The organism is Acinetobacter sp. GW821-FHT09D10, assembly GCF_059416285.1.
In genome coordinates, this window is record NZ_JBWKOW010000004.1 from 53,488 (window position 1) to 67,802 (window position 14,315).

9 protein-coding genes and 1 pseudogene are annotated in these 14,315 nt (G+C 38.8%); 3 read left to right on the plus strand and 7 right to left on the minus strand.

Annotation, left to right across the window (positions count from 1 at the left end; genetic code table 11):
* Positions 1–58: 58 nt before the first annotated feature.
* Positions 59–1,639, minus strand: a pseudogene (locus AC07M3_RS11015) (POTRA domain-containing protein); the annotation flags it as partial.
* 166 nt (positions 1,640–1,805) lie between these two features.
* On the opposite strand from AC07M3_RS11015, the gene AC07M3_RS11020 reads away from it, so the two are divergent.
* Complete coding sequence (locus AC07M3_RS11020) at positions 1,806–3,128, plus strand: MFS transporter (RefSeq protein ID WP_080758369.1); 1,323 nt, start codon at positions 1,806–1,808, stop codon at positions 3,126–3,128.
* Positions 3,129–3,131: 3 nt separating this feature from the next.
* Positions 3,132–3,767, plus strand: coding sequence for a 2-polyprenyl-3-methyl-6-methoxy-1,4-benzoquinone monooxygenase (coq7, locus tag AC07M3_RS11025; RefSeq protein ID WP_309949184.1), 636 nt, complete (start codon positions 3,132–3,134; stop codon positions 3,765–3,767).
* A 43-nt stretch (positions 3,768–3,810) separates the two neighbouring features.
* On the opposite strand, the gene AC07M3_RS11030 is transcribed toward coq7, so the two are convergent.
* Positions 3,811–4,359 (minus strand): DUF2799 domain-containing protein, encoded by a 549-nt coding sequence (locus AC07M3_RS11030; protein WP_080027388.1) that lies wholly within the window; start codon positions 4,357–4,359, stop codon positions 3,811–3,813.
* A gap of 403 nt (positions 4,360–4,762) precedes the next feature.
* Here AC07M3_RS11030 and AC07M3_RS11035 point away from each other — a divergent pair, with 403 nt between their 5' ends.
* Positions 4,763–6,187, plus strand: a complete 1,425-nt coding sequence (locus AC07M3_RS11035; protein WP_494567300.1) for a glutamine synthetase family protein — start codon at positions 4,763–4,765, stop codon at positions 6,185–6,187.
* A gap of 100 nt (positions 6,188–6,287) precedes the next feature.
* Here the strand turns inward: AC07M3_RS11035 and AC07M3_RS11040 are convergent, their stop codons facing one another.
* The 5 genes from AC07M3_RS11040 to kdpA are packed head-to-tail and all read right to left on the minus strand — an operon-like array spanning position 6,288 to position 14,085.
* A complete protein-coding gene (locus AC07M3_RS11040) occupies positions 6,288–7,004 on the minus strand; it encodes a response regulator (protein WP_494567301.1) in 717 nt (238 codons plus the stop codon).
* An 11-nt stretch (positions 7,005–7,015) separates the two neighbouring features.
* Entirely contained in the window at positions 7,016–9,670 is a 2,655-nt protein-coding gene (locus AC07M3_RS11045) for an ATP-binding protein (protein WP_494567302.1), read from the minus strand.
* A gap of 38 nt (positions 9,671–9,708) precedes the next feature.
* Positions 9,709–10,314 (minus strand): potassium-transporting ATPase subunit KdpC, encoded by a 606-nt coding sequence (kdpC, locus tag AC07M3_RS11050; RefSeq protein ID WP_494567303.1) that lies wholly within the window; start codon positions 10,312–10,314, stop codon positions 9,709–9,711.
* Positions 10,315–10,327: 13 nt separating this feature from the next.
* Positions 10,328–12,367, minus strand: coding sequence for a potassium-transporting ATPase subunit KdpB (gene kdpB, locus AC07M3_RS11055; protein WP_494567304.1), 2,040 nt, complete (start codon positions 12,365–12,367; stop codon positions 10,328–10,330).
* 8 nt (positions 12,368–12,375) lie between these two features.
* Positions 12,376–14,085 carry a potassium-transporting ATPase subunit KdpA gene (gene kdpA, locus AC07M3_RS11060; protein WP_494567305.1) on the minus strand — a complete coding sequence of 570 codons (1,710 nt, stop codon included), beginning with the start codon at positions 14,083–14,085 and terminating at the stop codon, positions 12,376–12,378.
* Between the last annotated feature and the right edge of the window lie 230 nt (positions 14,086–14,315).

Genomic DNA, 14,315 nt, shown 5'->3' on the forward strand with positions numbered 1-14,315 from the left:
GAACTGACGCACTTTGCAACATAGCAGTTTGAGGTTCTGCCTCTTTTGCCTTTTGTGTTCCTGCAAACTGTTTTTCATCGACTACGTTTTGTGTAACTTCTTTATTAGATGTGGCTAATTGACGTGCTTTAGCCAATTGTCGTTGTTCAGGTGAAAGTAAATTAGACTCATCAACATCAATGCTTTGTTCATCGACCAAAGCCTGTAAATCTGGTGGTAGCTCAAGTCGTTTTTCAATTGGATCTGGTTTAACAGAGTCAACTAAAGTGTAATTAAAATAACGTGAGTTGGTTAGGTTATTTGCTAAAGTATTTACCCGCCAAAATGCATAGTCATCGCCCTCTTTCCACGGCGCCATACTTTCTAAAATATTCAAATTTAATGGCAAAGGTTTCGATGGATCACTCATACGAAACTCAACCTTATCTAATTTGTAACGCTCACCTGTTTCATAGCGTAAGTTAATATCAGCCTTATTTTCTGGCTGACTCACTTTCACATCATGCAAACGCCAGTAAGCATCAAAATAACCATTATTAGATGCGGCATCAACAATACGACTTTTAGTGGTTTCATATAAACCATGGTTAAAAATGTCACCTACATCCTGATCAGGAACTAAACGAATAACCTGAAACTGTGGTTGCTTTTCACCCGCACCAGTAAATTCAATATTTTGCTCATTAATTCGTACTGGTTCATTCGGCGTAACATTTACACGAACCCGACTCGAACTTAATTTTTCAAAGCGGAACTCAGCATTATAATAACCAACTGCCTGTGCTGCTTGATTACTTAATGTTCTAAGTTGAGGTAAAGCAGCATTGAAATCTTCAAATGACTCTTGAGTAAATGTCGATAACTTACCTTTAATGTTTTTAGCCAGCAAATCTGAAGCACCACTTACTTCTGCACTAATACGTGGTACTTGTTCCATTGGAATTGCACGTGGCGGACGCACTTTATTTAAAATACGCTTAAAGAAACCAGCTTGTTCAGGTGGTTCATCGGTCTCTGGCGTTAACTCTGGTAAGGTTTTTCCTGTTTCATTGGCTTCGACTACAATCTTGCTATCAGATTGAATCTCTTGCATAAGCTGGTCAATATTTACAGGTGCTTGTTTAATTTCCTGTACTTCAGACTGCGTTGCATCACTTACCGTTACTTCAGGTAGCTTCTGAGTGCCATTTTGAAAACTCTGCGCTTCATTTTTAGCTTCTTCCGCTACCCTATAAATTTCATTTGCCATGTTTTGGTCAACAGGCATATCTGGTAAATCTTCGAGATTATCCAGTGTAATTGGCTTAAATTCGTCAATTTGATTTGGAAATTGTTCTTGTTGTTGCAATATAGCCAAGCTATCTTGTTGTTGCTGAGCTTGGGTAACAAGTGTAGCAATATCTATAATTGGAGCAGTAGTTTGCTGATCCACTGACGCTAATTGTTCTGCTGAAGTATCAGACACAGTTGCACTTGCAGTTGACGAAATAGCTGCGACAGAAGTTTGAGCAAAGCTTGGGGTTACACAAACTGTTAACAACAAGCTGCTACAAATAAGTTTAGGAATCCCCTGCATTTTTAAAATTAAATGCATAGAATGAGTGAGAGTTGACTGTTTAAACTTAATTTTAGAAGGCATAGAAAACTCTAGACTTATTTTTTAATAAAACGCACCAAGGTAAGTGTAAAACTCACTCAAAACCATTGATTTTTCATTTAATCAAGCGTTAAAAATATCATACATGGTTTTCGATGCAAATTAACACTCGGTCACATTTTTTTATAAAACACAATGAAGTTTGCACATGATGAAACAAGATGAGCACCTGATGACATCACGTCGGTTCGTACCGATGTTTTTTACCCAGTTTTTTGGCGCATTAAATGATAACGTTTTTAAGCAAGCTTTATTATTAGTGATTACCTATGGTTTGATTCAGCAACAATCTGCCCCAGTAAGTACCCTTAATAACTTAGCGGCTCTCTTGTTTATTTTGCCCTATTTCTTTTTTTCGGCCACTGCTGGACAAATTGCAGATAAATATGAGCGTTCACAACTTGTTCGTGGCATAAAAATTTTAGAAATTATTATTATGCTCATTGGTTCTGCTGGTTTTTTATTGGGGCACTTATGGTTGCTTCTTCTTGCTTTATTCTTAATGGGTACACATTCCACATTCTTTGGACCCATCAAGTACGCAATTTTGCCTGAAATTTTAAAGCCGCACGAGTTAATGTCTGGCAATGCTCTGTTTCAATCGGGCACTTCAATGGCAATTTTATTTGGGATGATTTTAGGTGGTGCTGTAATCGCATCATCACATGGGAACTTATTGTGGATTAGTCTTACTGTTGTGATTATTGCTTGCATTGGCTATTTATGTAGTCGGTTCATTTTACCTCAAAAAGTTGCTGCTCCTGATTTAAAGATTGACTGGAATTTTATTCGTACGAGTTTTCAAACCATTAAATATGCCAAAAGCTTACCTTTAGTGTTCACTATTTTGTTAGGTAACTCATGGTACTGGTTTTATGGCGCTACTTATTTAACTCAAATTCCACAGCTCACCCAACAAAATCTCCATGCTTCAGAAAATGTCGTCAGCCTTTTGCTTACTTTCTTTTCAGTCGGTATTGGTGTCGGGTCACTTCTTTGCCGTAAAATTGGTGGTTCAGAAATTAATATTAAAATGGTACCGATTGGTGCCATTGGTCTTACTGTTTTTGCGCTCTACCTTGCTGCCAGTTTAGCTTTTGTTCCCGAAAGAACTGGGGCATTACTTACGTTAAAAGATATTTTTACTCAAGGCTGGGTTTACTATCATGTGATGTTAGCAGTGACTTTACTGGGGATTAGTGGCGGTTTTTATATTGTTCCCCTTTATGCCATGATGCAGGCTTATTCTCCGCGCTCACATCGTGCCCGTGTTGTTGCGGCTAATAACATTTTAAATGCCGTTTTTATGGTTTCTTCTGCAATTTTTTCAATCTTAATCTTAAGTGTTTTAAAAATTGATATTAAAATACTTTTTATTATTACAGCTGTACTTAGTGCAATCTTTAGTATTTGGCTTCTAGCACGACTAAAACCAATGCTTGCCACAGCACATCTTTCTTTGGAGGACTAATTTATGCGCCACTATACTGGAATTGATCAACTTATTAACTCTTTTGATCAAGCATTACGTAGTCTTGTTCCGGGTGCAACAGCAGCGCAGCGCCAAAATCCAGCTGAAACAGTTGAAGCAAAACTAGGGGTAGAAGATGCTCGCCATGTAGCGGGTTTAATGCGAGTTAACCATAGTGGTGAAGTCTGTGCTCAAGCCCTTTATCATGGACAAGCATTAACTGCAAAATTACCCAATGTGCGTCAAGAAATGCAACAAGCAGCAATTGAAGAACAAGATCATTTAGCTTGGTGTGAAGTTCGCTTAAAAGAGTTAAATAGTCATACCAGTTTATTAAACCCAATTTGGTATGGGCTTTCGTATGGCATGGGCGCACTTGCGGGTATCGCAGGTGACAAATATAGTTTAGGTTTTGTGGCCGAAACTGAACGTCAAGTCAGCCTTCATTTACAAGATCATTTAAACCAGTTACCTCCTCAAGATGATCGCTCTCGTAAAATTTTAGAGCAAATGAATGAAGATGAATTGCATCATCGTCACACTGCACTTGAAGCAGGTGGCGTTGAATTACCATATGCAGTAAAAATCACCATGACCGCCATTTCAAAACTCATGACAAAAACCAGTTATTACCTTTAAAAAATAAAGGATTGATCTGAACTAGATCAATCCTTTTAAAATATTATTTTAAGCCATGATCATATTTGAAACGTTCGATATCGCGAATTGAGTTCCAATAGTTTCGATTAATACGGTCACGATCAATTTGTAATTCTTTTAAAAGTTTACGATAACGTTCACGCTCTTCTGGCTTCAACTTTTCATTGTAAGCATTATCAGAATATTGCTTAAACTTTTCGTCATAACGGTCATATTCATTTTTTGCATTGTAGTAATCGGAAGCTGCCTGATAATAAGGTCTTAAACGATTACGCTGCTCAACTGGGCACACATTGATATTGCCACTACCCTCTAAAGCGTTATAAAAAATATTTGTTGGCTGGCAATAATACCCCAGACCTTCTTTATACCCACGTTCATATGACTTTTGATCTGGAACAATATTGGCTTTTCCACATGCTTTGTAATATTGATCTAAACGTGGCGACGAACCTTTTGAACCATCTTTCTCACCCACTAATGACCAATTCGCAGTCTTACATTCTTCTACGCTCATTGCAGCACAACCTGAAAGGCTGATGGCTAGAATGGCTAAACCGATATTTTTCATATTAAGAGAACTCAAAAAATAAATTTAAAAAACGCAAAAATAAAATTCCAGTAAATACCCTAAAAGGCCTTGCTCTATTCAAGACTTCAAAAATAAGCGACTCACTGGATAAGCTTTTAAGTTTAAATCAGTTTGACCATCTCACCAAATTGAAAGGCCATAATTCCTAACATTGTTTAATTTAAAAATAAAATTCGAAGAAATTTGCTAACTCTTAGCCTCCCTTATACGCTAATTTTACTTAAATTTTTAATTATAAAAATTAGACTCAAATAATTGATTTTTCATACAAAAAATCTAAATACTCCAAAAATCATTCTTTAATCATTTTACTCTTTTTTTATGCTATTAACCTCACAGCTTGCGGTAGGATTTTAGCTAAATAACCACCAAGGTTTTTATAATGAGTACGCATATTTATCCAAACTTAAACTTACAAGACTCTCACCTTAAGGCTTTTAAAATATCAGACGATTTTACTCCACCAACACAAGCCGATACTTTCCAACCCGATTTATTTTTGAAAGAAGTCCATGAATATTTAAACTCATACCCTCATACTCAGCATATTGATATTTGTCTACATGATTTAAACGGACATATTCGTGGGAAACGAATTGATGTTAAAAGTTTGAGAAATCTCTCCAACGGATGTTATTTTCCACTTTCTGTTTATGCAATGAGTCTTGATGGAAAAGTTATTGAAGAGACAGGCCTAGGAAAATATATTGGTGAACCAGACAGACTTTGCCTGCCCATTTTAGGCAGCTTGCAACCAAGTGCCTCATTCCCTGAATTGAATGCTCAGCTTTTCCTCACAATGCAAGAAGAACATGGCTCAGATTGTCGATATGAACCACGTAATATATTAAAAAAATTATTAAATCAGTTACACGCCGACAATTATTTTCCAGTTATGGCTGCTGAGTTGGAGTTTTATCTTTTCTCACCTAACCATCACACTGAAACATGTTTGGAAAACCAATGTTTTGACATAGATGCACCAAATAACTATCAACAAGTCTTAGAAGAAGTTGAAAAAGCCGCCCTACTACAATCTATTGAAATTACCGCTATTGTTGCAGAGTCATCACCTGGACAGTACGAACTAAACCTTCAACACACTCATGATATTTTAAAGCTGTGCGATCAAATTAATGCTTTAAAAAGAATTGTAAAACAAGTCGCAAGAAAACATGACTTAACTGCCTGTTTCATGGCGAAACCGAACTTGGCAAAGGCTGGTAGTGGCATGCATTTTCATATGAGCATGCTCAATCAATACCATGAAAATGTATTTAGTTCAGAAGTAGAAGAAGATGAGCTTTCGGCCAAATTACTCAGCGCGATTAGTGGCCTAATTGAATTAATGCCTGCATCTATGGCGATTTTAGCGCCCAATATTAATTCTTATAGACGTTTTAAAATTGGACACCATGTGCCATTAGAAGCAAATTGGGGTACCAATAATCGTAATGTCGCAATCCGAATTCCATGCTCAGATTTGAGAAATCAACGTCTAGAATATCGGGTTGCAGGAGCGGACTGTAACCCCTATTTGGTTACAGCTACGATTTTAGCCGGTATGTCTTACGGCTTATCTCATAAGTTACCGCTACCAAAACCTGCACATCTTTTAAAATTTCCTGATGAGCACATTTTATTAGCCAACAATCAGCCAGAAGCATTAAAAATATTTAAAGGGAGTCTTATTTTAAAAGGATATTTGGGAGCTGACTTTGTAGAGCATTGGTACACAGTTAAACAGGCTGAATATCAAAATATTTATAGTCAAATGACCGAAGCAGAACAACATTGGGATATATAACTAAAAAAATACTATGACATAAAAATAAAGAAACACTGTATTTAGCGAACCCTTAGGGAGAAATTCCCTAAGGTTTTTTTTATATTTAATTAATATAAACCTAATAATTATTTTGTTTAGCTAAAAAACGCAACCCAACACCTGGTTCAGTTGCAATATAACGTGGATGAATTGCATTATCTCCAAGTTTACCGCGCAACTTGCCCACTAAAATACGTAAATAATGAGTATCTTCCTGATGGGTTGGCCCCCATAGTTCTTTTAACAGTTGAGGTTGTGTTAAAAGCTGCCCTTGATAGCGCATTAACAGCGTCAACAGTTGAAACTCTTTGCGAGTTAAAGTAATTGGCTGTTGCTCGATCCATACTAAACGTTGCATGACATCAACTTTAAGGTAGCCATCATCATAAACATGAGCTTCTTGCTGAATGGGTTGGTTTCTTAAAATGACTCGTATGCGCGCTAATAACTCTTGCACACTAAAAGGCTTGGTCATGTAGTCATTTGCACCCGCATCTAGCAAGGTAACTTTTTCATATTCATCTGCGCGTACAGATAAAACAATCACAGGAACATTCGACCAACTACGTAACTCTTGAAGCACCTCTTTACCGTCTAAATCTGGCAAACCCAAATCTAAAATAACCAAATCAGCCCCTTGTGTTGCCAAAGCCTCCAAACCTTTGTAACCAGTCTCACAGAGCGTGGTTTTGTATTTTTGTGTTCTTAAAGCAATGTCTAAAAATTTACGGATTTGAGGCTCATCATCAATAATCACAATACGTGTTTCTACAGGTGATGTTTCTGAACTTATCATGACTTTACAACTTATTCTTTTACTGGATGAATGGGTAGTTTGATTTGAATTAAAGTACCTTTATTTTGGCGACCTGAAAATGCTTCTATTGTACCCATATGAGCACCAATAATCGCTTTCACAATTGTCAGTCCTAAACCTGTACCGAATTTTCCGCGGTCTCCACGTTCCATAGTATAAAACATATCGAAAATGCGGTTTCTTTCATCTTCAGGAATTCCCGCTCCTCTATCTTCAATTTCTATTTTCACTTCATCTTCAAACAAAAGAGAAGCCCGAATCATGACTGGTTCATCTGGAGGTGAAAAGTTTGCAGCATTTTCTAAAACATTAAAAATAGCTTGCTCTACCAGTGCTGGATGAACATATAAACTAATGGTTTGTTCAGGTAATTCGACCAACACTTGAGTATCTGGTTTATAACGCTTCAAACGGCGGGTTGCCGAACCAATTAATTCATCTACACCAATCCAGTCTCTTTTTAAAGATAAGCCTTCATGCCCCAAACGTGTCATATCAAGCAAATTTTGAATATAACGATCTAAGCGCTCACCTTCTAAATGAATGGTTTCGAGTAAATCTTGCTGGTCTTGCTCTGACATATCTGCTTTAAAATGGGCAAGCGTATCAGCAGCTCCAATAATAGAAGCAAGTGGTGAGCGTAAATCATGCGATACCGACGATAATAAAGCAGAACGTAATCGCTCTGTTTCACTGGTTACTTTTGCTTGTTCAAGCTCATTAACCAGTTGGGTTCGAAGTGCTGCCTGCGCAATATATTCAATTACACTTTCAGTCAGCTTCTTTTGCTCAAAATTTAAAGAAACAACTTCATCTTTAAAGTAAATTCCCACAATACCTAGGCTATTTTTTTGTTCTAAAAGTGGTAAAAACCACCAGTTTGACTGACTAAGCGTATCGGTAAAACGCCCACATGGTTGTTGATGCTTCAAACACCAATCTGCTGCGACATTTTCTTTGTCGTTTAGCTCTATGTCAGATGAAATCACTCTATCTTGAATAGAAATCCATACTTTAGTTTGAAGTTGTGTTTCTAAGGTGATACGTCCTGTTTGCATGACTTCTTCAAGGTTCACTGCACGAGAAAGTTTACGCGCCAAATCTTGCATCACCGTAGTGTAGGCATTCGCAGCTTTTAAAGACAAAACCTGCTGACGTAATTGAGAAGCCAAGCGTCCAGCGATTAACGCTGCTGCAAAAAAAGCAACAACGGTAACCACACCTTGATGTGCTGAAATCTGCAAGGTAAAACGTGGTGCAATAAAGAAAAAATTGTAAGCCAAGAAACAGATTAAAGCTGCCACGACAGCAACGAGCATTCTGGTTTTAGTTGCAACAATTAAAACTGAAATAATAAAAATGACAGAAAAGTCTTCAATACCAAATAATACTTCAGCAAAGTGCGCTATAAAAATACTGGCACACGTAACAACTAAAACAAAAATACTTTCTTTGAGTGATAAAAATGATGGCTTTTCAAGCTGAGTTGTCTTTTTGGTGCCCTGTTCTGGATGCAAAATGGTTAAAGCAATTGAGTTTTCTTGATTCAATAATTGTTGAGCTAAATTTTTCTTAAATAGCTTTAACCACCACGGCGAAATACTTTTGCCAATGACCAGATTTGAGATTCCCCTATCCACAGCAGCATCCATTAAAACAGATGCAACCTGATGGCCATATATTACTTCTGTGCGGCCACCGAGTTGTCGAGCCAGTTCAAATGCACGGTCAATCTCGATATATTCTTTTTTATATGAACTTTCTAAACTCTGCCCAAAGTCCAAACTTTTAGCAACATTTACTACAGTCCACGCAGCCCCATAACGTTCTGCTAAACGACAACCTGCCCGTACTAAATACTCTGACGAACCTTGCCCATCTATCGCAATCATTAATTCGTTTTGCAACGATATAGACTTCAAACCTTTAGAGGCATAACTCTCTTTTAAATCTGAATCGACATGCTCAGCAACGCATTGCATTGCTAGTTCACGTAGTGCAGTTAAGTTTGAAATGCTAAAAAAGCCTTGTAATGCCAGATTTGCTTGATCGGGCACATAGACTTTTCCTTGATGGAGCCTTTCAATAAGTTCACTGACTGGCAAATCAATTAAACGAATGTCTCGAATACGATCAAACACTCTATCTGGTACAGTTTCACTTACCCTAATGCCAGTAATCTGGTACACCACATCATTTAGGCTTTCTAAATGCTGAATATTCATGGTGGTGAATACGTCAATACCTGCATCTAGCAACTCATTAACATCTTGCCAACGTCGTTCATGACGACTATTTGGTATGTTTCGATGAGCCAACTCATCAACTAAAACGATTTCGGGATGCCTAAGTAAAATAGCATCCAAGTCCATTTCTTCTAAACTATGCCCCTGATATTGCATTTCCTTTCTATCAATTTGGGGCAAGCCTTCTAGAATTTTTAGAGTTTCTATTCTTCCATGGGTTTCAACAATACCAACAACAACATCTGTACCTTGTTGAAACAATTCTTTGGCACGAGCAAGCATGGCATAGGTTTTTCCAACACCAGGCGCCGCACCGAGAAAGACCGTTAGTCGACCGGCTTGATATCTATTAACATGATTTAATAAGGCCTCAGCCTGATTTTCGCGATTGCTTTGCACTTGATATCATCCGGTAAACTAACAACTTTATTTTTAAGTTAATATGTAGATTGTAATTGATCTAAAGCGATATTGAGCTCTAATACATTAACACGAGCTTGCCCCAATACACCAAATTGCATCGGTTCAATATGCTTTTGCAATAGCCCTTCCACAACTTTAAGATCTAAATGGCGCGCTTGAGCCACTCGAGCCACCTGTAACTGAGCAGCTTCAGGGCTAATATGCGGATCTATACCACTACCAGATTTAGTCACCAAATCACTTGGAATAGGTGTATTCCCAGTGTGATCTTGTTTTTTCACCGCGAGTATCTGAGCGTCGATTTGCTTTTGTAACTCAGGATTAGTACGAGCTAAGTTTGTACCCGCCATTGCCATGGGGTCATAATTTGCTGCCGAAGGGCGTGGATGAAAATATTCATTCCCGACAAATGGCTGAGCCACTAAAGTTGACCCAACAACTTTCTGATCTATTTCGATCAAACTACCATTGGCCTGATCGTTGAATAAAACCTGCCCAGCACCAGTAGCTATAGCACTGTAAACAGCACCGCACCCTACTAGAGTAAAAATTAATAATCCTAAAGATGCTCTTAAGGTCTGACCCAAATTTGCTTCTGAATTTTGTACATAAGTTTTCATTTCAAACTCCAGATTACAAACCAAATAAATGAACAATCACCACATCGATCGCTTTAATGGCAATAAATGGTAGAACCACACCACCCACACCATAAATCAACATATTTCGACGTAGTAACTGAGTTGCAGTTGAAGGTTTAAATTTCACGCCTCGAAGAGCGATTGGAATTAATAGCGGGATAATAATCGCGTTAAAGATTAATGCCGATAAAATCGCACTGCTTGGGCTCGCCAGATGCATCACATTTAAAACCTGCATTTGTGGAATCGCTGCAGCGAATAATGCAGGCAAAATTGCAAAGTATTTCGACACATCATTTGCTAAAGAAAACGTTGTTAAAGCACCACGAGTAATCAACTGTTGTTTACCAATTTCAACCACAGCCAGTAGTTTGGTCGGGTCTGAGTCTAAATCGACCATATTGCCTGCTTCTTTCGCAGCTTGCGTACCAGAATTCATGGCTAAGCCAATATCTGCCTGAGCTAATGCAGGTGCATCGTTGGTTCCGTCACCGACCATCGCAACTAAACGACCTTGTTGTTGTTCAGTACGAATACAAGCCAACTTGTCTTCAGGTTTTGCTTCGGCAATATAGTCATCTACCCCAGCTTCAGCAGCAATCGCGGCAGCAGTTAATGGGTTATCACCTGTCACCATAACGGTTTTGATGCCCATTTCTCTTAAACGGGCAAAACGTTCTTTAATGCCGTGTTTAATCACATCGGAGAGTTCAATTACACCTAATACATGATGTTGATTTGCGACAACCAATGGGGTTGCACCTTTTTTGGCAACTTGTTCAACACGTGCTTTTAACTCTAAATCTTGAGAATAATCTTCATCGACAAATTTCAAAATAGCATCTAACGCACCTTTACGAATTTGATCACCATTAGGGAAATTCACACCAGAAATTCGGGTTGATGCACTAAAAGAGATAAATTCAGCCTGCTCAGGTTCTTGCTGTTTTAGCCCTTGTTCTTTTGCTAATTTAACAATCGATTTTCCTTCTGGTGTTGGGTCTGCAAGCGAACTTACCCAAGCAGCAGCTCTCAATTCAGACTCAGTTACCGAAGTTAAAGGATAAAATGATGTCGCTTGACGGTCGCCATAGGTAATAGTTCCAGTTTTATCGAGTAAAAGCACATCGATATCACCAGCAACTTCTACGGCTTTACCTGATTTAGCCAAGACATTCGCTTTGAGTGCACGGTTCATCCCTGCAATCCCAATCGCAGGTAACAAGCCACCAATGGTTGTTGGAATTAGGCAGACCAATAACGCCACGAGCACGACTGGATCAAGTTCAACATGCAAATAATTGGCAATAAACGGCAAGCTAATCACGACAATTAAAAACGTGAGTGTCATCACCATTAACAAGAAGCCAAGTGCAATCTCATTCGGTGTTTTTTGACGATTTGAACCTTCAACCAAAGCAATCATACGGTCCAAGAAACTTTGGCCGGACTCAGCAGTAACCTGAATGATAATACGATCTGTAAGTACTTTGGTCCCGCCAATCACACCTGAACGGTCAGTTCCAGCTTCACGTAATACGGGTGCCGATTCACCTGTAACAGCTGATTCATTAATAGTGGCAAAACCTTCTACAATTTCACCATCGGCTGGAACAAGCTCACCTGCATGAACTTCAATAAAATCATTTAAATGAAGCTCACTTGCTGCAACTTGAGTCGCTTGACGATCGGTCAAAGAATTTAGTCTTCGAGCGGTTAAGTTTTCTCTTGCTGCACGCAATGAAGATGCTTGACCACGACCTCTAGCCTCTGCAACAGCTTCGGCATAGTTGGCAAATAAAATGGTAATGAACAGGATAACTGTTACTGCCAAACCAAATAACAGTGTGGTGTAACCCAAAATGGTACTGATTCCAGTAACCACTGTCCCAAGCCATACAATTGCCATCACAGGATTTTTAATTGCATGTTGTGGTAGCAATTTCACAAATGCATTTTTCCAAACTTCAAAATTTGGTACCGTCATGGTTTTTTTATGGCTATTTACATGAGTTTGTGTATTCATTTTCACTCGCCTCCTTAGCCTTTAACCAACAAAAGTTGATCAGCAATTGGCCCAAGGACAAGAACTGGCATAAATTGTAATAAGGTAAGCAACACCACAATCGTGATCAGCGTTAAGGCGAAAGTTGGAGTTTCAACTTGGAGGCTACCTGCTGTTTCAGGCGCTTTCCTTTTTGCAGCTAATCGCGTAGCAATCATTAATGGTAAAATTAATGTCGGGAAACGTCCTAAAAGAAGAGCCATACTACAAGTGACGTTCCACCATACGGTGTTATCTCCAAGGCCTTCAAAACCTGAGCCGTTGTTGGCAAATGCGGAGACATATTCATAAAATACTTGGCTAATGCCATGAGGTCCCGGATTGCTGATGCCTGATAGACTAGGAATGCTGAGGGTTAATGCAGTAAAGGCAAGAATAATGAGAGGTTGAATCAAGATAATAATCGCGAGTAACTTAATTTCTGCGGCTTCAATCTTGCGCCCAAACAACTCAGGGGTACGACCTGTCATTAAACCAGCAATAAATACTGCAAGTAATAGATAAATCATAAACTGTTGCAGACCACAGCCTACACCGCCCCAAATGGCATTAATCAGCATATTAATGAGTTCAACCAGACCGGTAAGCGGCGCAGAAGAATCATGCATCATATTGACCGAACCATTATTCACTTGAGTTGTGACAGCTGCCCAAACCGCTGATGCTGCTGGTCCAAAACGTTGCTCTTTACCTTCCATTACAGCAAGTTGAGATGCTGTAGATGACATACTCTCAGACCAGACGGCTGCTGCACCTGAAATAACCGACATAAAAAGCATGCTACCAAAAACAAAGTAGGCAAACTTTTTACGCTGAGTAAAATGCCCGACCATAAAAATCACGGTAAGTGGAATGAGTAAAATCGCAATCATTTCTAGTAAGTTAGAAAGTGGTGTTGGATTTTCTAAAGGTACAGAACTATTTGGACCGTACCATCCACCACCGTTACTACCCAATTGCTTAATGGCCACCATCGGTGCGACTGGCCCTAAAGGAATTTTTTGAGTTTCTACAGTGTTGGCTTTATCAATAAGCTGTACTTCCGGCCCGCCTTGGAAAGTTGCTGGGACACCTTGGCTATTGAGCAATAATGACCAGACAAAACAGAGTGGAAGCAAAAAGCGTACTGTAGGGCGAATTACATCTGCCCAATAGTTACCAATTAAAATTTGATCTGGTTGCTCGGCAACATCAGCTGCAATATGGCTTGGACGCTGATAAAAGAACGCTCTTAAAGTCGCGACAACCAAAGCCAACCCCATCATGGGTGTAATGACTTGCAGGCCCACAATACCTGTCATTTGCGACAAATAAGATAACTGAGCCTGACCAGAATAATGCTGTTGGTTGGTGTTTGTTAAAAATGAAATAACAGTGTGTAGCGCTAAATCCCAACTCATATTTGGTGCATGATTTGGGTTTAATGGTAGCCATGCTTGCGTCATAAAAATAGCAAGAATAGCCACTGCAAGAAAAATACAGCTAACAACAAATGCTAGAGAATATTGTTTCCAGTTCATTTGTTGTTGTGGAGATACACCTAACAAGCGGTAAACAGGATTTTCAATCCAACGAAATAATCCATCACCCCACATCGGCTGATTTGCCATCACTTTGGATAGATATTTACTGAGACACCATGCTAGAAAAATAGCAATAAATAAAACAAGTATAAGTTCTAACATGGCTATTCTCCTCTAAATCCCATGGCTTGACTTGCCAAACTGGAAATAAGGAGAAATAAAGAAATATCATTTTTTTTAAGTCCGCATAAGACAATGCCAGACTGATGCAAGATGCGCATTTGAGAATTTATAAGCATCTTTATTGTCCTGAAATAACACTAATTTAGTGAATTTCAGTATCGGTAAAATGCTCGTAAATTCTCTATTGAGGAACTCAAAGCCCGCGTAAA

Bases quoted from the DNA above. Each gene is read 5' to 3' on its own strand.
- AC07M3_RS11020 (WP_080758369.1), top strand. From the start codon at position 1,806: ATGATGAAACAAGATGAGCACCTGATGACATCACGTCGGTTCGTACCG.
- coq7 (WP_309949184.1), top strand. From the start codon at position 3,132: ATGCGCCACTATACTGGAATTGATCAACTTATTAACTCTTTTGATCAA.
- AC07M3_RS11030 (WP_080027388.1), bottom strand. From the start codon at position 4,359: ATGAAAAATATCGGTTTAGCCATTCTAGCCATCAGCCTTTCAGGTTGT.
- AC07M3_RS11035 (WP_494567300.1), top strand. From the start codon at position 4,763: ATGAGTACGCATATTTATCCAAACTTAAACTTACAAGACTCTCACCTT.
- AC07M3_RS11040 (WP_494567301.1), bottom strand. From the start codon at position 7,004: ATGATAAGTTCAGAAACATCACCTGTAGAAACACGTATTGTGATTATT.
- kdpC (WP_494567303.1), bottom strand. From the start codon at position 10,314: ATGAAAACTTATGTACAAAATTCAGAAGCAAATTTGGGTCAGACCTTA.
- kdpA (WP_494567305.1), bottom strand. From the start codon at position 14,085: ATGTTAGAACTTATACTTGTTTTATTTATTGCTATTTTTCTAGCATGG.